This is a genomic window from Streptomyces sp. NBC_00523 (assembly GCF_036346615.1).
Classification (GTDB): Bacteria; Actinomycetota; Actinomycetes; order Streptomycetales; family Streptomycetaceae; genus Streptomyces.
Genome location: NZ_CP107836.1, coordinates 785,245 through 805,328, shown reverse-complemented (window position 1 = coordinate 805,328; position 20,084 = coordinate 785,245). Strand labels below are relative to the sequence as shown.

At 70.9% G+C, this 20,084-nt stretch carries 13 protein-coding genes; 11 read left to right on the top strand and 2 right to left on the bottom strand.

What is annotated here, in order from left to right:
- Positions 1-47: 47 nt before the first annotated feature.
- From OHS17_RS03740 to OHS17_RS03695, 10 genes are all read left to right on the top strand, one after another.
- A complete protein-coding gene (locus tag OHS17_RS03740; RefSeq protein WP_330315140.1) occupies positions 48-1,298 on the top strand; it encodes an extracellular solute-binding protein in 1,251 nt (416 codons plus the stop codon).
- Positions 1,299-1,300: 2 nt separating this feature from the next.
- Positions 1,301-2,230, top strand: coding sequence for a carbohydrate ABC transporter permease (locus tag OHS17_RS03735; protein ID WP_330311040.1), 930 nt, complete (start codon positions 1,301-1,303; stop codon positions 2,228-2,230).
- A 4-nt stretch (positions 2,231-2,234) separates the two neighbouring features.
- A complete protein-coding gene (locus OHS17_RS03730) occupies positions 2,235-3,128 on the top strand; it encodes a carbohydrate ABC transporter permease (RefSeq protein WP_330311039.1) in 894 nt (297 codons plus the stop codon).
- Positions 3,129-3,180: 52 nt separating this feature from the next.
- Positions 3,181-5,595: a glycoside hydrolase family 3 N-terminal domain-containing protein gene (locus tag OHS17_RS03725; RefSeq protein ID WP_330311038.1), complete on the top strand. Its 2,415-nt coding sequence runs from the start codon at positions 3,181-3,183 to the stop codon at positions 5,593-5,595.
- A gap of 151 nt (positions 5,596-5,746) precedes the next feature.
- The gene (locus OHS17_RS03720; protein WP_330311037.1) at positions 5,747-6,832 is read left to right on the top strand and encodes an endo-1,4-beta-xylanase; all 1,086 of its coding nucleotides are present in this window, start codon (positions 5,747-5,749) and stop codon (positions 6,830-6,832) included.
- A 20-nt stretch (positions 6,833-6,852) separates the two neighbouring features.
- Positions 6,853-10,050: a glycosyl hydrolase 115 family protein gene (locus tag OHS17_RS03715; protein WP_330311036.1), complete on the top strand. Its 3,198-nt coding sequence runs from the start codon at positions 6,853-6,855 to the stop codon at positions 10,048-10,050.
- Positions 10,051-10,089: 39 nt separating this feature from the next.
- On the top strand, positions 10,090-10,470 hold the full coding sequence (locus OHS17_RS03710) for a hypothetical protein (RefSeq protein ID WP_330311035.1): 381 nt from the start codon (positions 10,090-10,092) through the stop codon (positions 10,468-10,470).
- 63 nt (positions 10,471-10,533) lie between these two features.
- Entirely contained in the window at positions 10,534-10,812 is a 279-nt protein-coding gene (locus OHS17_RS03705; protein WP_018106227.1) for a DUF1876 domain-containing protein, read from the top strand.
- Positions 10,813-10,930: 118 nt separating this feature from the next.
- Positions 10,931-12,028 carry an NADH:flavin oxidoreductase/NADH oxidase gene (locus OHS17_RS03700; RefSeq protein ID WP_330311034.1) on the top strand — a complete coding sequence of 366 codons (1,098 nt, stop codon included), beginning with the start codon at positions 10,931-10,933 and terminating at the stop codon, positions 12,026-12,028.
- Positions 12,029-12,259: 231 nt separating this feature from the next.
- Positions 12,260-15,535, top strand: a complete 3,276-nt coding sequence (locus tag OHS17_RS03695) for a LamG-like jellyroll fold domain-containing protein (protein WP_330311033.1) — start codon at positions 12,260-12,262, stop codon at positions 15,533-15,535.
- 94 nt (positions 15,536-15,629) lie between these two features.
- Here the strand turns inward: OHS17_RS03695 and OHS17_RS03690 are convergent, their stop codons facing one another.
- On the bottom strand, positions 15,630-16,634 hold the full coding sequence (locus tag OHS17_RS03690; protein WP_330311032.1) for a LacI family DNA-binding transcriptional regulator: 1,005 nt from the start codon (positions 16,632-16,634) through the stop codon (positions 15,630-15,632).
- A gap of 156 nt (positions 16,635-16,790) precedes the next feature.
- Between OHS17_RS03690 and OHS17_RS03685 the strand changes: the two genes are divergently transcribed.
- The gene (locus OHS17_RS03685) at positions 16,791-17,630 is read left to right on the top strand and encodes a phytanoyl-CoA dioxygenase family protein (RefSeq protein ID WP_330311031.1); all 840 of its coding nucleotides are present in this window, start codon (positions 16,791-16,793) and stop codon (positions 17,628-17,630) included.
- A 51-nt stretch (positions 17,631-17,681) separates the two neighbouring features.
- Here the strand turns inward: OHS17_RS03685 and OHS17_RS03680 are convergent, their stop codons facing one another.
- Positions 17,682-19,952, bottom strand: coding sequence for an AbfB domain-containing protein (locus OHS17_RS03680; RefSeq protein WP_330315139.1), 2,271 nt, complete (start codon positions 19,950-19,952; stop codon positions 17,682-17,684).
- Positions 19,953-20,084: the final 132 nt, after the last annotated feature.

The window sequence follows — 20,084 nt, the reverse complement described above, 5'->3', positions numbered from 1 at the left end:
TCACTCAGGGCAAGCGTGCGGCGAGATGGACCGCGGCCGGTGCGGCCGTGGTCATGGCGGGAGTCCTGGCGGGCTGCGGATCGGACGGTGGCAGCGGCGGCGGTGGCGGCGGCACGCTGACCGCGTACGTCTACGGCGACGACGCGGTGAAGGTGCAGCAGGCGGCGGTCAAGGAGTTCAACAAGACCTCCGACGTCAAGGTCAAGCTCGTCTCGGTGCCCGGTACCGACTACGTCAACAAGCTCCGCAGCGCCATGGGTTCCCCCAGCGCCCCCGACATCTTCTTCAACTGGGGCGGCGGCTCCATCAAGCCGTACGTCGACGCGAACCAGCTGGTCGACCTGAGCTCGACGTTCAAGAGCGACGCCACCCTGAAGGACGGCTTCCTGCCCTCGATCGTCACGGCCGGCAGCCTCGACGGCAAGGTCTACGGCGTCCCGATGCGCGGGATGCAGCCCGTGATGCTCTTCTTCAACAAGACCCTCTTCGCCGAGAACAACGTCACGGTCCCCAAGACGTGGGAGGACCTGCAGAAGGCCATCAAGACCTTCAAGGACAAGGGCATCACGCCGTTCGCCCTCGGCGGCTCCGACAAGTGGCCCGAGCTGATGTGGATGGAGTACCTGCTCGACCGGATCGGCGGACCGGACGTCTTCCGCAAGATCCAGAACGGTGACAGCTCCGCCTGGGGCGACCCGGCCGTCCTGAAGACCGCCCAGACCGTCAAGCAGCTCGTCGACGACGGCGCGTTCGGCGAGAACTTCAACTCCGTCGACTACGGCAACGGCGGCGCGCCCACCCTGCTCAACAAGGGCAAGGCGGCCATGCACCTGATGGGCTCGTGGGAGTACTCCACCCAGCTCGGCAAGGCGCCCGACTTCGCCAAGAAGGACCTCGGCTGGACGAGCTTCCCGACCGTCGCGGGCGGCGTCGGCGACGCGGCCGACGTGGTCGGCAACCCCACGAACTACTGGTCGGTCAACGCCCGCACCAAGCACAAGGACGAGGCCATAGCCTTCCTCAAGACCATGGCCTCCAAGTCCTACGCGCAGGCCCTCGTGGACAACGGCGACGTGCCCACCACCTCCAACGCCGCCTCCATGCTGAGCGGATCGCCGAACCCGAAGTTCGCCACCGACCAGTACGAGATGGTCCAGAAGGCCCCCGACTTCACCCTGTCGTGGGACCAGGCGCTGGAGTCCAAGATCGCCACCCCGCTGCTCACCGAGATCAGCAAGCTGTTCGCCGGCAAGTCCACGCCCGAGCAGTTCGTCGCCGCAATGAAGGCCGTCAAGTAACAATGTCCCACGTCTCCTCGTCACCGAAGGTGCGCGGAGGACGGAAGGCGGCCGTCGGAAACGTCGGCCGCCCGCCGGTCGCCTGGGCGCTGCCCGGCATCCTCTTCTTCGCCCTCTTCGCGATCGTCCCGCTGGCGATCGCCGTGTACCTCTCCTTCTGCCACTGGGACGGGCTGAACTCCCCGACCTCCGCCGGCACGGCCAACTGGACCCGGCTCTTCAAGGACCCCGAGTTCCGCCAGGCCGCCTGGCTCAGCCTGCTCCTCACCACCATCAGCTGGGCCTTCCAGACCCCGGTGGCCCTGCTCCTCGGCGTCTGGGCGGCCGGCCGGCAGCGCAGCCGCGCCGTGCTCTCCGCGGTCTTCTTCATCCCGCTGCTGCTGTCCACCACGGCCATCGCGATGCTGTTCCACGCGCTGCTCGACCCGAACTTCGGGGTCATCAAGGAGATCGGCCCCTGGTTCGGCATCGACCCGAACATCATGGGCTCGTCCACCGGCGCCCTGCTCACCGTGGCGTTCGTCGGCGGCTGGCAGTTCATGCCCTTCCACACCCTGATCTACCAGGGCGGCACCCGGCAGATCCCGCAGGTGCTCTACCAGGCCGCCGAGATCGACGGCGCCGGCATGTTCCGGCAGTTCTTCCACATCACCCTGCCGCAGCTGCGCAACACCATCACGACTTCCTCGGTCCTGATGATCGTCGGCTCGCTGACCTACTTCGACACCGTGCTCATCATGACCAAGGGCGGTCCGGGTACGGACACCACCATCCTGCCGTACCTGATGTACCGCACCGGTTTCCAGACCTACGACCTCGGGTACGCCGCCGCGATCGCGACCGCCCTCGTCGTCGTGGCCACCGCGATCTCGCTGATCCTCGTCCGCTTCAGCGGCTTCGGGAACATGCGCTCCACCCGGGAAGGTATGTGACGCGATGTCGATCGACACCCGCCCCGCGGCGCGCCCCGCACGGCCCCTGACCCGTACCCGCCCGGCCACCGCCGCGCGCCGCCGCAAGTGGGGCAACCCGCTGGCCGGCCTTGGCTCGCTGGTCTGGCTCGTGCTCGTGCTCGTCCCGCTCTACACGCTGGTCTCGTCCTCGCTGATGCACCAGGACGAGGCGCTGAACGGCGATCCGCTGGCCATCCCGACCGACCCGACGCTCGACAACTACCGCACGGTGCTGGACAGCGGCTTCTCCACGATGCTCTCCAACACGGCGATCGTCGCCGTGGCGACCACGGCGATCGTGCTGGTCCTCTCGATCCCCGTGGCGTACGTCGCGGTACGCACCCGCAGCAGGCTCTCCGGACTCGCCTTCCGCACCTTCCTGCTCGGCGTCGCCATCCCCGCCCAGGCCGTGATCGTGCCGCTCTACCTGCTCATCAGCAAGATGGGCCTGTACGACAGCCTGACGGCCATCATCCTGCCGACCGCCGCGTTCGCGATGCCGGTGGCGGTGCTGATCCTCAGCGGCACCATGCGCGACGTCTCCGAGGAGATGTACGAGGCCATGGCGCTCGACGGCGCCTCGTCGCTGCGGATGCTGTGGCAGCTGGCGATCCCGATGTCCAAGGCGGGCATCAGCACGGTCGCGATCTACACGGCGCTCCAGGCGTGGAACGGCTTCCTGTTCCCGCTGATCCTGACCCAGTCGGAGGAGAACCGGGTGCTGACCCTCGGTCTCTTCAACTTCATGTCCCAGTTCGGGGTGAACATCCCGGCCGTGCTCGCCGCGATCGTGCTCTCCGTCGTACCGATCTTCGCCGTGTACCTCGTGGCACGGAAGGCACTGGTCAACGGACTGATGGGGGTGGGCGGCAAGTAGCGCACCCATGCCGCCGCGTACCACCGCACTCTTGAGAGGAATCTCCGCCGCCATGGCAAACCCCCCTGTTCCGCATGCCCGCAGGACCGAAGCGGCCACCGCCGTCGACGGCCCCTGGCAGGACCCCTCGCTCGCCCCCGAGGAGCGTGTGGCCGATCTCGTCTCCCGGATGACCCTCCAGGAGAAGACCGCCCAGCTGTACGGAATCTGGGTGGGCGCCGACGCCGACGGGGACGGGGTCGCCCCGCACCAGAACGAGATGGTCGACACCATCGACTGGGACGCGCTGATCCCGCGCGGCCTGGGGCAGCTGACCCGCCCCTTCGGCACCGCCCCGGTCGACCCGGCCGTCGGCGCGATCTCGCTCGCCCGCGCCCAGCGGGCCATTGCGGGCGCCGGCCGCTTCGGCATCCCGGCCCTCGCCCACGAGGAGTGCCTGGCGGGCTTCACCGCCTGGGGCGCCACCGCCTACCCCGTCCCGCTCTCCTGGGGCGCCGCCTGGAACCCGGACCTGGTCACCGAGATGGCGCACCGGATCGGCAGCGACATGCGGTCCGTGGGCATCCACCAGGGCCTCGCCCCGGTCCTGGACGTCGTGCGGGACCTGCGCTGGGGCCGCGTCGAGGAGACCATCGGCGAGGACCCCTACCTCGTCGCCACCATCGGCACCGCCTACGTGAAGGGCCTGGAGTCCGCCGGCATCGTCGCCACCCTCAAGCACTTCGCCGGGTACGCGGCATCGGCCGGCGCCCGCAACCTCTCGCCGGTCCGGGCCGGGGCCAGGGAACTCGCCGACGTCATCCTGCCGCCCTTCGAGATGGCCCTCCTCGACGGCGGCGCCCGCTCCGTCATGCAGTCGTACGCGGAGATCGACGGCGTTCCGTCGGCCGCGGACCCCGCCCTGCTCACCGGGCTGCTCCGCGACACCTGGGGCTTCGAGGGGACCGTCGTCGCCGACTACTTCGCCATCGGCTTCCTGGAGACCCTGCACAAGGTCGCCGAGGGCCGGGCCGACGCCGCCCGCCTCGCCCTGCAGGCCGGGGTGGACGTGGAACTGCCCACCGTCCGCAGCTACGGCGAAGAACTCGCCGCCGCCGTCCTGGCCGGTACGGTCCCCGAAGCCCTGGTCGACCGCGCGCTGCACCGGGTCCTCCTCCAGAAGTGCGAACTCGGGCTCCTCGACCCCGACTGGAGCCCGCTCCCCGCCCTCCTGCGCGACACGGACCCGGAGCAGGCGCGCGAGACCATCGACCTGGACCCGCCGCGCAACCGCGCCCTCGCCCGCGAACTCGCCGAACAGGCCGTGGTCCTGCTCGCCAACCCGCAGGGGGCGCTGCCGCTCGCCGGGACCGGCCGGATCGCGGTGATCGGCCCCCGCGCCGACGACGCCCTCGCCATGCTCGGCTGCTACTCCTTCCCCAGCCACGTCGGCGTCCTGCACCCCGAGACCGCCATGGGCATCGAGATCCCGACCGTGCTCGACGCGGTGCGCGGTGAGTTCCCGGCCGCGACGGTCACCGGCGCCCCCGGCTGCGAGGTGGACGGCACCGACACCTCGGGGTTCGCGGAAGCGGTGGACCTGGCCCGGGACGCGGACGTCTGCGTCGCCGTGCTCGGCGACCGGGCCGGACTCTTCGGGCGCGGCACCTCGGGCGAGGGCTGCGACGCCGACGACCTCGCGCTGCCCGGTGTGCAGGGCGAACTGCTCGACGCGCTGCTGGACAGCGGCACCCCGGTCGTCCTGGTCCTGCTGACCGGCCGCCCGTACGCGCTCGGCCGCTGGGCGGACCGCACCGCCGCCGTGGTCCAGGCGTTCTTCCCCGGTGAGGAGGGCGCCCCCGCTCTGGCCTCCGTGCTCTCCGGCCGGGTCAGCCCCTCCGGCCGGCTGCCGGTCTCCGTACCGCGCCACCCGGGCGGCCAGCCCTGGACCTACCTCCAGCCGCCCCTCGGGCTCGCCAACGGGGTCAGCAACCTGGACCCGACGCCGCTCTACCCCTTCGGCCACGGCCTCACGTACACCTCCTTCGCCTGGGAGCCCGGCGCCCCCGCCCCGGAGGAGGTCCCCACCGACGGCTCCGCCGACATCGAGCTCACCGTCCGCAACACCGGGGACCGGGCGGGCGCGGAGGTCGTCCAGCTGTACGTGCACGACCCGGTCGCCCAGACGACCCGGCCCGACAACCGGCTCATCGGCTACGCCCGGGTGCCGCTCGACGCGGGCCAGGAGGCTCGGGTGCGCTTCCGGTTCCACGCCGACCTGGTGTCCTTCACCGGCATCGGCGGGCGGCGCATCGTGGAGCCGGGCGCGCTGGAGCTGCGGCTCGCGACGTCCAGCGGTGCCGAGGACATCCGGCACGCGGTGCACCTGCGCCTCACCGGTCCCGAGCGCACCGTCGACCACAGTCGCCGGCTGGTGTGCGACGCGGAGGTCGAAGCCGTGCCGGCGGCCGCGCCCGTACAGGGCTGACCGCACCCGTGCTCCGGGTGGTGGCGCCGCGGCCCTTACCGCAGCGCCGCCACCCGGTCCCCAGATCCACGAAACTTTCGAAACACCCACACCCGTGCACGCCTCCCCGGTCGCCGGGGCCCGGACGTGCGCACTCTCGAAGGGTTCTGTCATGCGCAAGCCAATCAAGGCTGTCCTGGTCGGCACCGCCGCCGCGGCACTGCTCGCCCCGTGCACCATCAACGCCTTCGCCCACGACGACACCGGACGCGGGCACAAGGACACGCGGTCCGACACTCTCGGCGGCCTCGGCCTGCGGTCGGGCGTGCGCATCGGCACCGCCGTCGACATGGCGGCCCTGGCGGACGACGAGCCCTACCGTGCCAAGGCCGCGAGCGAGTTCAGCTCGGTCACCCCCGAGAACGTCATGAAGTGGGAGGTCGTCGAGCCGACTCGCGGCCAGTACGACTGGAAGGAGGCCGACATGCTGGTCGACTTCGCCCGCGCCAACGGCCAGCTGGTACGCGGCCACACCCTGCTCTGGCACAACCAGCTGCCCAGCTGGCTCACCACCGGCGACTTCTCCGCCGACGAGCTGCGCGCCATCCTCCGCAAGCACATCACCGACGAGGCCCGCCACTTCAAGGGGCGCATCTGGCAGTGGGACGTCGTCAACGAGGTGTTCAACGACGACGGCACCCTGCGCGACAGCATCTGGCTCCAGAAGCTCGGCCCCGGCTACATCGCGGACGCCTTCCGCTGGGCCCACGCGGCCGACCCCAAGGCCAAGCTGTTCATCAACGACTACAACATCGAGGGCGTCAACGCGAAGAGCACCGCCCTCTACAACCTGGTCGTCGAACTGCGCAAGCAGCGCGTACCGATCGACGGCGTCGGCATCCAGGGCCACCTGTCCGTCCAGTACAACGCCCCCCACGACATCGCCGAGAACATGAAGCGGTTCGACGACCTCGGCCTGGAGACCGCGATCACCGAGGCCGACGTCCGTATCCCGATGCCCTCCGACAGCACCAAGCAGGAGGCCCAGGCCGAGGGCTACGACGTACTGCTGCGCGGCTGCCTGCTCACCCGCAAGTGCACCGACTTCACCGTCTGGGGCTTCACCGACAAGTACTCCTGGGTGCCCGACACCTTCGAGGGTGAGGGCGCGGCCAACCTCTTCGACGAGAACTACAAGGCCAAGCCCGCCTACAGCGCCCTGCGCGACGACCTGCTGCTCGCCGCCGGCCGCAACTGAGCGGGGAGGAGGACAGCAGGATGGACAGCGACAGCCCCGACACCGGAACCCCCCGGCCCACCAGCCGCCGGTCGGTCCTGGGCCTCGGCCTCGGGATCACCGCCCTCGGCGCCACCCCCCTCGGCTCCCTCGTCGGACTGACCGGTGAGGCGTCCGCCACCGGACACGGCCCCGCGCCCCGGCCCACCGACCCCGGCGCCTACATCTCGTTCACCGCACAGCGCGGCGGCTTCCCGCTGGTCCGCCACGGACGGGCGGCCCCGGTCCTGGTCAGCGACCGCGACTGGCCGGGCGTCGTCCGGGTCGCCGGCGACCTCCGCGACGACATCGAACGCGTCACCGGAGTCCGCCCCGCCCTCTCGCACGGGGCGGTGCCCGAGGCCCGCGAGATCACCATCGTCGGCACCGTGGGCCGCAGCCCCCTGATCGACCGGCTGGTCGCCGAGGGCCGGCTCGACGTCTCCTCGATCCGCGGCAGGTGGGAGACCAGCCTCCAGACTGTCGTCGACCACCCGCTGCCCGGCGTCGAGCGCGCGTTCGTCATCGCCGGCAGCGACCAGCGCGGGACGATCTTCGGCGCCTACGACGTCTCGCGCGGCATCGGCGTCTCGCCCTGGTACTGGTGGGACGACGTCACCCCCGTACACCGCGACGAGATCCACGTACGGCCCGGACGCCACACCCAGGGCACCCCGGCCGTGAAGTACCGCGGCTTCTTCATCAACGACGAGAACCCGGCGCTCGGCACCTGGGCCCCCGCGTACTTCGGCCCCGGCAAGGCGCCCGGCTTCGAGGGCGGCTTCAACGCCGACTTCTACGCCCGCGTCTTCGAAGTCATGCTCCGGCTCAAGGCCAACTACCTGTGGCCGGCCGTCTGGGGCCGCGCCTTCGCCGAGGACGACCCGCTCAACCACGCCACCGCCAAGGCGTACGGCGTCGTCATGGGCACCTCGCACGAGGCACCCATGATGCGCGGCATCGAGGAGTGGAACCGGCACGCCGTCGCCGCCGTGCGCGACGGTGAAGGCAACATCACCACCCCCGGCCACGACCCCTACGGCGGCACCGGCGAGTGGTCCTTCCGCCGCAACGCCGACGCGCTCAAGGCGTACTGGGCCGACGGCATCCGCCGGATGAAGGACGAGGACTTCGAAGGCGTCGTCACCCTCGGCATGCGGGGCAACGGCGACGTCAGCCTCCCCGACGGCGACGGCATCGAGCTGATGACCGAGATCATCGCCACCCAGCGGCAGATCCTCGCCGAGGTCTCCGGCAAGGACGTCACCACGATCCCGCAGGTCTGGACCCTCTACAAGGAGGTCCAGCGCTACTGGGACCGGGGGCTGCGCGTCCCCGACGACGTCACCGTGGTCCTCACCGACGACAACTGGGCCAACATCCGCAAGCTCCCCGACCCCGCCGAGGGCCCGCGGCAGGGCGGCTACGGGCTCTACTACCACTTCGACTACGTCGGCGTCGGCCGCAACTACAAGTGGGTCGACACCGCGTCGCTGCCCAACATGTGGGACCAGCTCCACCAGTGCCACGCCTACGGCAACCACGGACTGTGGGTCACCAACGTCGGCGACCTCAAGGGCAACGAACTGCCCACGCAGTTCTTCCTGGAGTACGCCTGGAACCCGGAGCGCTGGCCCCTGGACCGGCTGCCGGAGTGGGAGGAGACGTACGCCCGGCAGAACTTCGGCGAGAAGCAGGCCGCCGAGATCGCCGCCGTCCTGCGCGAGTACGCCCGGCTCCAGGCCCGCCGCAAGCCCGAGCTGCTCAACCGCCGGATCACCCTCGACCCCGCCAAGGACCCCGCGACCGACAGCTCCGCCGTGGTCCACGACGACCAGGCGTCCCCGTTCGGCCTCGTCCACTACCGCGAGCTGGAGCGCGTCACCGAGGAGTGGCGGCTGCTCGGCGAGCGCGCCGGGCGGATCGGACGCCGGCTGCCCGCGTCCGCCCAGGACGCCTGGTACGAACTCGTCGGCTATGAGGTCGCGGCCACCGCCAACCTGTACGCGCTGCGCGAGGCGGAGTTCACCAACATCCATTACGCGGCCCAGGGCCGGGCCCTCACCAACGAGTTGGCGGCCACCGCGGAGGCGCGGCTCGCCGACGACTTCGCCCTGGCAGACCGCTTCAACACGAAGATCGCGGGCGGCAAGTGGCAGGGCTTCCAGACCCAGCCGCACATCGACTACGGCGACGTCGAACGCTACGGATCCAACGCGCCCTGGCAGCAGCCCGAGATCGACAACGTGGCCATCAAGGACGTGCTCTTCCCGGCCGTCCGGCGCATCGACCTGCCCGCACGGGCCGCTATGGGCGTCGCCGTGGACGGTTCCACGGCATGGTGGCCGCATGGGACCGAGCCCGCCGTGCTGCCGGTGTTCAGCCCGTACCAGACCCGGCCCGCCCAGTACATCGAGGTCTTCAACCGGGGCGGCGCCCCCTTCGACTACCGGGTGCGGACCGGGGCGTCCTGGCTGACCGCCGACCGGGTGCGCGGACGCGTCACCACGCAGGACCGAATCACCCTGCGCGTCGACTGGGAGCGGGCGCCGAAGGGCGTCACCCGCGTCCCCGTCACCGTCACGGGGCCCGACGGGGCGGAGGTGACCGTCACGGCGGTGACCGACCGCCCGGCGCTCTCCCGCTCCCGGCTCGGCGGCTTCGTGGAGGCCGGGGGATACGTGTCCATCGCGGCCGACCACTACCACCGGGCCGTCGGCGGCCGGGGCGTCACCTGGCAGCGCATCCCGGACATCGGACGCACCGGGGCCGGCATGGAGCCCTTCCCGGTCACCGCGGCCCGGCAGACGCCCGCCGGCCGGAGCCCGCGCCTGGAGTACCGGGTCAGCCTGTTCACCACCGGGCCGGTCACCGTGTACGCGTACCTCTCACCCCGCAACAACGCGCTGCCGACCGACGGGCTGACCTACGCGGTCTCCTTCGACGACGCCGCCCCGCAACGGGTGAACGTCACGAAGGCGACGGGGGCCGACGACGGGACCATGAACGCCCAGTGGGCCCGGCACACCTCCGACAACGTCAACATCACCGGCACGGTCCACCACGTCACCGGACCCGGGGTGCATGTGCTGAAATTCTGGATGGTCGACCCGACGGTGGTCCTCCAGAACCTGGTGATCGACACCGGCGGCCTCGAACCCAGCTACCTGGGCCCGCCGGAAAGCCTCCGGCTGGACTGAGCCCGGCGGCACGGAACGTACACGGGAAGGTGTGCAGCGATGACGGACGAGCACGGGAACAGCGGAATCCTGGAGATCGCCCCCGCCGGGGCGGAGGTCGGGATCACCGTCGCCACCCCGTCCGGCGAGCACACCCTCCGGTGCACTCCGGCCCGGGCCCGGGAACTGGCGGCCGCTCTCGGCTTCGCGGCGGACGAGGCCGAGAGCGGACCGGCCCACCACGTCACCGTCCGGGCGGATGAACTGCACCGGGGCGATGTGCGCGACGGCGACCGCGTCATGACCGTGGACGCCGTCCGCGTCGAAGGCGGCACCGCCCACGTCACCTGGACGTCCGGCGCGGGACGCAGCTGGAACCAGCTGTACGACGCCGACGCCTCCATCCCGCTCCGGCGCCGGGGCCGGCTGCCGGGGGCGTGAGCGTTGGCGCGCGGCCCGGCGGCGGGCGCACCCTGGAAGGGAGACCTTCCGGAGGTGAACGCCATGACCCGGACCGCTGTCGGATGGCACATCGAGCTGGAATTCGAGGAGGACACCCACCGCACCCGCGCGGCCGCCCTGGTGCGGCTCTCCGACGGACAGGAGGTGCGCGCCCACGGCTACGCCAGCCGCCACCCCTCCGACGCCGAGCAGCCCCGGGTGGGGGAGGAGATCGCCGGAGCCCGCGCGCTCAACGAACTGGCGATGAAGCTCCTGACCAAGGCGCACGACGAGATAGACGACGCGGCAGGCCGCAGCTCGTACCCGCTGAAACCCCGCTGACCCGGACCCCGCGCAGCCGCAGGCCGCTTGTACGAGAGTGGTCGTAATTTGACGGGCGTCGTACTACGGGATGTATCGTACTAGCGATCCTTCCGTACCCGGCGAAACGGAGTCCGTCGTGAGTGCCCTCTTCGAGCCCTACACCCTCAGGTCGCTTGTCGTGCCCAACCGGGTGTGGATGGCGCCCATGTGCCAGTACAGCGCCGCGGTGGAGGGGCCGGAGACGGGTGTGCCGGGCGACTGGCACTTCGCCCACCTCGCGGCCCGCGCCACCGGCGGCACCGGCCTGATCCTCACCGAGGCCACGGCCGTCAGCCCCGAGGGCCGTATCAGCCCGGCCGACCTCGGCATCTGGAACGACACCCAGGTCGAGGCGTTCCGCCGGATCACCGAGTTCGTCAAGGCGCACGGCTCCGTGATCGGCATCCAGCTCGCCCACGCCGGGCGCAAGGCGTCGACCGCCGCGCCCTGGACCGGCGGCCGCCCCCTCGGCCCCGAGGCGCACGGCTGGACCCCGGTCGCCCCCAGCCCGCTGCCCTTCGACGAGGGCTACCCGGTCCCGCACGAGCTGACCACCGACGAGATCGCGGGCGTCGTGGACGACTTCCGCCAGGCCGCCCGGCGCTCCGTCGAGGCGGGCTTCCAGGTCGCCGAGGTGCACGGTGCGCACGGCTACCTCATCGGCCAGTTCCTCTCCCCGCACAGCAACCACCGCACCGACGAGTACGGCGGCAGCTTCGAGAACCGCGTCCGCCTGGCCCTTGAGGTGGTCGACGCGGTGCGCGAGGTGTGGCCCGAGGAGCTGCCGGTCTTCTTCCGCGTCTCCGCGACGGACTGGCTCACGGAGAACCCCGAGGACGAGCGGGAGGGCTGGACGGCCGACGAGACCGTGCGGCTCGCGGCGCTGCTGCGGGACCACGGGGTGGACCTGCTCGACGTCTCCACCGGCGGCAACGCGCCCCGCGCCCGTATCGCCACCGGTCCGGGCTACCAGGTGCCCTTCGCCGAGCGCGTGAAGCGGGAGACCTCGCTGCCCGTGGCGGCCGTCGGCCTCATCACGGATCCGCAGCACGCCGAGAAGATCCTCACCGAGGGCCGCGCGGACGCCGTCCTGCTCGGGCGCGAACTGCTCCGCAGCCCCTCCTGGGCCCGGGACGCCGCCCGTGCGCTGAACGGCACGGTGCACGCCCCGGTCCCGTACGGCTACGCCATCTGATTCGCCCTCAGGGCGTTCCCTTTCGCCCCCGTCCGCCCCCTTCGCACCCAAGGTGTGCGAAGGGGGCGGTCTGCGTGGACCCGCCGCCCTGCTCGTACCGCCGTGTTTTCTATCGTTGAAAATTCCTCACGCACGACTGTTGTTTTGCGTTTGATGCTGTGGCTCAATGTTCGATTGTGTGCTGTGCCTCACAGGTTCGAGGCACTTCAGCTCTCTCGACAGGACGACGCCTTGAGACCACAAACGCCCCACCCCCGCGCTCTGTTCAGGACAGCGGCCTGCGCCGCCGCGCTGCTCATCCCCCTCGGTGCCACGCTCGTCCCGGCCGCCGCGGCCGCCCCCGCGAGCGCCGCTTCGACCACCTTCAAAGCCGGTGACCCGGCCACCACCGTCCACGGGCTGAAGGGCGAGTACTTCAGCATGTCCGCGCCCGGCGCGCGGGACTTCGACAAGCTCGGCGGGGTCGCCCTCGAACCGAACATCAACTTCCCCGGTCTCGCCGGCACGTTCGAGTCGACCACCGGCCAGGCCGAGAACACCACCGCACGCTGGACCGGTTTCCTCACCGCTCCCGAGGACGGCGACTACACCTTCGCCGCCAGTGGCGACAACGGCTTCCGGCTGTTCATCGACGGCAAGGCCGTCATCGACCACTGGGAGCCCGACTGGGACAACGAGCAGACCAGCGCGCCGATATCGCTCAAGGCCGGCGAGCCGCACGAGTTCAAGCTGGAGATGTTCCAGGACACCGGCGGCGCCAACATGTTCCTGCGCTGGTCCAGCGCGAACCTGGACCGGCAGTTCGTCCCGGAGTCCGCCTTCACCCCGCCCGCCGACTTCGAGGTCTACCCGGTCGGGCTGAGCGTCGCGGACAACGGCACCGAGCTGCACGCGGTCTTCGACGACAAGGTCAGCGACTACGCGGACCTGAAGAACCACCTCACCATCGAGGCCGACACCACCCCGATGCCGGTCAAGTCCGTCACCCGGGCCCGCGGCGGCAAGGAACTCGTCGTCAAGCTGGACGCCGCCGTCCTCAAGGACCAGCGCGTCAAGATCGCGTACGACGGCAAGGGCGGCCTGAAGGCGGGCGGCGAGACCGTCCCCGACATCAACCGCACGGCCACCAACAACTCCACGCACCGTCTCACCACCAAGTGGGGCGACAAGGTCGACCGCAACCACCCGCTGCCCGAGTACCCCCGGCCGCAGCAGGTCCGCGACAAGTGGAAGAACCTCAACGGCCAGTGGGAGTTCGCCGGGGCCAAGGCGGGCGAGAAGCCCGTCTTCGGCAAGAAGCTCGGTGAGCGCATCACCGTGCCGTACCCGGTCGAGTCGCAGCTCTCCGGCCTGGAGCGCCACGAAGACCACATGTTCTACCGCAAGCTCGTCACGGTCCCGCAGAACTGGGCCGTCAAGACGGACAAGCACGGCAAGAGCAACCGGCTGAAGCTCAACTTCGGTGCCGTCGACTACCAGGCGACCGTCTGGGTCAACGGCAAGAAGGTCGCCGAGCACACCGGCGGCTACACCGCCTTCACCGCCGACATCACCGACGCGATCAAGGGCAGCGGCCCGCAGGAGATCGTCGTCGGGGTCACCGACACCACCGGCGCCGACCAGCCCACCGGCAAGCAGTCGGCCAACCCGGGCGGCATCTTCTACACCGCCTCCTCCGGCATCTGGCAGACCGTCTGGATGGAGCCCGTCGCCCCGGCGGCCGTCGACTCCCTGACGACCACCCCGGACATCGACAAGGGCAACCTCGCCCTGACGGTCAACTCCGCGAAGGCCTCGAAGTCCGCGACGGTCACCGCCGTCGCCCGTGACAAGAAGGGCAAGGTCGTCGGCAGGATCAGCGGCCCGGCCAACCGCGAGCTGAGCCTCCCGGTCGCCAAGCAGCACCTGTGGTCCCCGGACGACCCGTACCTGTACGACCTGGAGGTCACCCTCAAGGACGGCGGCTCCAAGGACACCGTCGACAGCTACTTCGGGATGCGCTCCGTCGGCATCGCCAACGTCGGCGGCTACCAGAAGATCGTCCTCAACGGGAAGCCGTTCTTCTCGCTCGCCCAGCTCGACCAGGGCTTCTACCCGGACGGCCTGAACACCCCGCCGAGTGACGACGCGCTGGTCTTCGACCTGAAGGCGCAGAAGGACCTCGGCTTCAACTCCGTGCGCAAGCACATCAAGGTCGAGCCCGCCCGCTGGTACTACCACGCCGACCAGCTCGGCCTGTTCGTGTGGCAGGACTTCGTCTCCGGCAACCTCACCAACGAGAAGGGCCACCAGGCCTTCATCGACCAGGGTGCCGAGGAGATGGAGCAGCTCCACAACTACCCCTCGATCGGTTCCTGGATCGTCTTCAACGAAGGCTGGGGCGAGTGGGACCGCACCGAGACCGGCAAGATCACCGAGCAGGTCCAGGCCGCCGACCCCTCCCGCATCGTCAACGCCCACAGCGGTGTCAACTGCTGCAACTCCAAGGGTGACTCGGGCAAGGGCGACATCATCGACCACCACGACTACAACAACACCGACCCGGCCTTCCCGGACGCCACCCGCGCCGCGATGGACGGCGAGCACGGCGGCTTCACCCTGCGGATGCCCGGCCACATGTGGCCCGGCGCCCCGACCGTGATCTACAGCGGTGTCGCCGACAAGGCCGCGCTGACCGCCAAGTACGTCGAGAACACCCGCAAGTACTACCTGGAGGCGGCCGGCGCCGAACTCTCCGGCTCCATCTACACCCAGGTGACCGACCTGGAGAACGAGCTCAACGGCCTCTGGACGTACGACCGCCGCGAGATCAAGGTCGACGCCGCCCAGGTCCGCAAGATCAACCGCGAGGTCATCGCCGCCGGCGCCGCGGCGGGCACCCGCACCCCCGTCAAGGGCGGCGGCTCCTGGTCGCTGGACGAGAACAAGGGCACCAAGGCCGCCGACAGCGGCCCGAACCACAAGGACCTCACCCTCTCCGAGGGCACGTCCTGGACCACCGGCGTGCACGGCTCGGCGCTGAAGTTCAACGGTGAGGGCCAGTACGCGGAGACCAACGGCCCCGTGGTCGACACCACCGGCGACTACACCGTCTCGGCCTGGGCCTCCCTGGACGCCCTCCCGGGCAATTACGGCACCGTCGTCAGCCAGGACGGCCGGCGCCAGGAGAACCCGTTCTACCTGCAGTACGGTCAGGGCGCGTTCGCCTTCTCCACCCCCGGCGCCCACCGCGCCCGGGCGGAGATGACCCCGGAGCTCGGCCACTGGTACCACCTGGTCGGCGTCCGCAGCGGTGACCAGATCAAGCTGTACGTGGACGGCAAGCTCGCCTCCACCGCCCCGGCCGGATCGGCCGACGTCAGCAGCGGTGCCCTGTCCGTGGGCCGCGCCAAGTGGTCGGGCAACAACACCGACTTCTGGAACGGCTCCGTGGACCAGGTCCAGGTGTACGACAAGGCGCTCACCGACCAGGAGGTGACCGCGCTGTACGACGGTGGGAAGGCGTAAGCACTCCCGCTCCCAGGACCGCTCCCGGCGGTGCGCGGCACGAGCCCGCACCGCCGGGAGCTTCCGGCTGCCCGGAGGCTGCCCCCGGGAATGCTCAGGCCCCGCTGCTCTCCCGCACCACCAGCCGGTGCGGGACGACGATCCGGCGCGCCGCCAGCCCCGAGAGCCGCCCCAGCACGCGCTCGCTCAGACACTGCACCGCCCGCTCCGCGAGCTGCGCCAGGTCGGGCGACACCGTGGTCAGCGAAGGCGTGGCGAACCGCCCGTCCTCGATGTCGTCGAAGCCCGCCAGCGCCAGGTCCCCGGGCACCCGGACCCCCCGCTCCCCGGCCGCCCGCAGCGCCCCCAGGGCCAGTTCGTCGCTGAAGCAGAACACCGCGTCCGGGCGCTCCGGCAGTTCCAGCAGCTCGCGCAGCGCCCGCGCCCCCTCCGCCCGGTGCAGGTCCGCCACCTCGACCTCGGCGACCGGGCTCAGCCCCGCCTCCGCGAGCCCCTGCCGGAAGCCCTCCGCCCGCAGCTCGGCCGTGCCGTGCCCCAGCGCGGACTGGAGCCCGATCGCGGCGACCCTCCGGCGGCCCGTCGCCACCAGGTGCCGGGCGGCGTCCCGGGCCGCCGCCACGTTGTCCAGCGCCACATGGTCGATGGACCCGTGCGGATCGAGCTCGCCGAGGACGACGAGCGGCAGGCCGCCCGCGAGCGCGGCCAGCTCGGCGGGGGGCGTCGACCAGGGGCTGATGATCATCCCGTCCACCTGGTGCCCCTCGGAGCCGTCCAGCAGCCGCCGCTCCAGGTCCGCCCGGCCCCCCGTGCGCTCCACGAGCACCGTCCAGCCGCGCTCCTGGGCGGCGTCGATGAGGAGGCCGGTGAGCGCGCCGAAGTAGGGGGAGTGGATCTCCGGGACCGCCACGCCGACGATCCCCGTGCGGCCCTGGCGCAGGTTGCGGGCGGCGAGGTTGGGCCGGTAGCCCAGCTCCTCCACCGCGGCGAGGACCCGGGCCCGGGTGTCCGGGGCGACGGCCGCCGTGTTGCTCACCACGTTGGAGACGGTCCTGACGGACACCCCGGCGAGCGCGGCCACGTCCTTGAGTCTCGCTGCCACGTTCGGTGCTCCTGCTCTCTGCCGGCGGGCGAAGGCGCCCGCGCCCCGTGCGCAGTGACCGTAACAGGTGGTGCGAGGCAGGCCCGTACAGACTCTTGCCACGTTGGTTGCAACGTTGCAATATGAGGGTGCTCCGAACCAAGGAAGGACCACACCATGACCGAGGCCGCGACCACCACCGCCCCGTTCCCGCCCGCCGAAGACGCGGTGCGCGACCTGTACGGCGCCGGGATCACCGCCTGCCGCGGGGCGTTCAGCCCGCAGTGGGCCGACCGGATGCGCGAGGACATCGACGCGGCGTTCGCCGAGGCGCGCGGCCGGGAGGGCGGCGCGGTCGGCCGCGGCCCGCACCGCTACTACGTCGAGATCCACCCCGAGCAGCTGCGCGGCTTCGTTGACCTGGTCGACCACCCCTGGGTGCGCGCGGTCAGCGAGGCGGTCCTCGGCCCCGGTTACCGGATCGTGGAGCTGGGCTTCGACGTGCCGCTGGCCGGGGCGGTGAACCAGCCCTGGCACCGCGACTTCCCGATGCCGGAGGAGACCCGCCGCGACCGTCGGCTCACCTCGCTGGCGTTCAACCTCACGGCCGTCGACACCCGCGCGGACATGGGCCCGTTCGAGATCGCGCCCGGCACCCAGTGGGACGACGATGCCCGCTTCCGACACGCGATGTTCCCGCGCCGCGAGGACTACCCGCGCTACGAGGCCCTGGCCGAGCGCAAGTTCCCGCAGCGCGGTGACATCTCGGCGCGCTCGGCCCTGACCATCCACCGGGGTACGGCCAACCAGTCGCAGGACCCGCGCCCGGTCCTGGTGCTCGGGGTGGACGCCCCGGGCGCGGGGAACGAGGGCCACCACGACATGGCGGTCACCCGGGGGTTCTGGGAGGCGCTGCCCGAGCGGGTCCGGGCGCACCTGGGCTGCCCGGTGGTGGATGAGCTCGCGCCCATCGTGCAGAAGCACACCATCGAGGGCCTGGTCATGGGTGACGCATGACGGAACCGGGGTCCGGCGGCCAGGCCGCCGGACCCCGGTGCTCAGCTCATCTCAGGGTGCCCAGGGCGCCTCCACCGCCCAGGTGGTGTCCTCGGTGAACGTGGCCGGGTTGTCCCAGTCGTGTCCGCCGCCCGGGGTGGCGAGCCACACCTCCGACTTGATGTGCCGCAGATAGCTGCCCGGCAGGTTCGCGCTGGTCAGCCGCACACCGCCGGTGCCGGCGACCGCGCACCAGGTGGCGTCGGCCTTGTAGAGCGCGGAGCCGTCGTTCGCCTCGCGGCGGACCCGGAAGTCCCGGTGGCGCAGGTACTCGCCCGGGTAGTTGCGCGACTCGAACGAGTAGCAGTTGCCGTTCGCCAGGCCCGGCACGATCTTCCAGGTGGCGTCGTTCTTCAGCAGCGCGCTGCTGTTGCCGTCGACCACCTCGGTGAAGGCCAGCGCGTCCTGGTGGCGCAGGTACTTGTTGGTGTAGCCGGGCGTGGTGACCCGCAGGGACTTGTAGCCCCCGGTGGGCAGGGTCACCGGCGGGGCCGGGTTCTTCGAGGCGTTGATCAGGGCCTGGTTCGCGGCCCGCACCCGCGCCGTGTCCACCTTGACGACCTGGCGGTCGTAGGTGAGCAGCCCGTTGGCCTCGTTCTCCACATCGGTGATCTCGGTGTAGACCGAGGCGGAGAGCCCCGCCGGGAGCTGGCCGATCCGGATGCCGTCGATGAGCCCCACGAACCGGTCGTTCAGCGCGGCGATGCTCGGTTGGTCCTCGTAGCTGAAGCCGCCGCCGGGGAACCACTCGTGCCCCGGGACCTTGTAGCCGAGGCCGCCGAACTCGCCGAGGACGGCCGCCCGGGTCGCGGTCGGCGCGGTGTTGCCCGGGCCGACGTAGATGTGGTTGTCGACCACGTCACCGTTGCCGCCGTCCACCGAGCCGCAGCAGTTGACCCCGCTCATGTTGTCGACCAGCCGGGTCGGGTCGTACGCCTTGACCTCGTTGGCGATCCTGGCCTGGTCGTACTGCCCCCAGCCCTCGTTCTGGTCGACCCACATGACCAGCGACGGCGAGCTGCGGTGCTGGTCGATGATCGCGTGGAACTCGGCCTCCCACTGGGTGCGGGCGGCCGCACTCGGGGACTTGCCGGTGTCCATGGCCGGCATGTCCTGCCAGACCAGGAGCCCCAGCTTGTCCGCCCAGTAGAACCAGCGCTGCGGTTCGACCTTGATGTGCTTGCGGACCATGTTGAACCCGAGGTCCTTGTGGGCCTGGAGGTCCGACTTCAGCGCGGCGTCGGTCGGCGCGGTGTAGATGCCGTCCGGCCAGTAGCCCTGGTCCAGGGTGCCCGTCTGGAAGACGAACTTGCCGTTCAGGACCGGCCGCAGGACGTTGTCGACCTTCGCGATCGCGATCGAGCGCATCCCGGTGTAGCTCCCGACCGAGTCCGTCACCGCCGAACCGTCGAGCAGCTCCGCCCTGACGTCGTACAGGAACGGGTCGTCCGGAGTCCACAGATGCGTGTTCGGCACCGGTACGGAGACCGTGGAGCCGACCGTACCGGTGGCCGAGCCGACCACAGTGCCGCCGCTGGACACGGTGACCCTGGCCGTACGCCCGGACGCCGCGTCGGCCTGCACCTTCACCCGCAGGGTGCTGTCGCCCAGGTTCGGCGTCATGTCCAGCCGGGTGATGTGCGCGGCGGCGACCGGTTCCAGCCACACCGTCTGCCAGATGCCGGAGGCGGCGGTGTAGAAGATCCCGCCCCCGCTGTGCGGCCGCACATCATTGATGCGCTGCTTGCCGACCGCCTGGCCGCCGGTCTGCGTCGGGTCGTAGACGGACACCACGAGGGTGTTCGTCCCGCCGTTCAGCTGCGGCGTGATGTCGTACGAGAACGAGTCGTAGCCGCCCTTGTGCGCTCCCACCTGGGTGCCGTTGACCCAGACCGTGGTCTGCCAGTCCGACGCGCCGAAGTTGAGCACGGTCCGGCGGCCGTTCCAGTCGGACGGGACGGTGAAGGTGCGCTTGTACCAGAGCTTGTCGTTCTCGGTGATCTTGCGCTGGATGCCCGAGAGCGCGGACTCGGCGACGAAGGGCACCCGGATCTGGTCCGGCCACGACGACGGCTGCCCGGCGTCCCGGCCGGTCACCGCGAAGTCCCAGATGCCGTTGAGGTTGGCCCAGTCGGACCGGGTCAGCTGCGGGCGCGGGTACTCCGGCAGCGGCTTGTCCACTGGGACCTGGTTGGTCCAGGGCGTCGTCATCGGCGGCGTCTTGGGCGACCAGGACGCGGCGCCGGCCGGCGAGGCGCCGACCCCGACGAGGGCGGAGGACACCAGCGCCAGCAGGCCGGTCGTAGCGATCGCCCGTCTCCACCACGGCCTTCGGCCGGGTACTCGTAAACGGCTCACAGGTTCGTCTCCTTGACTCGGTGCGGCGATTCGGTGCGGCCCCCGGGGACGGGAGCG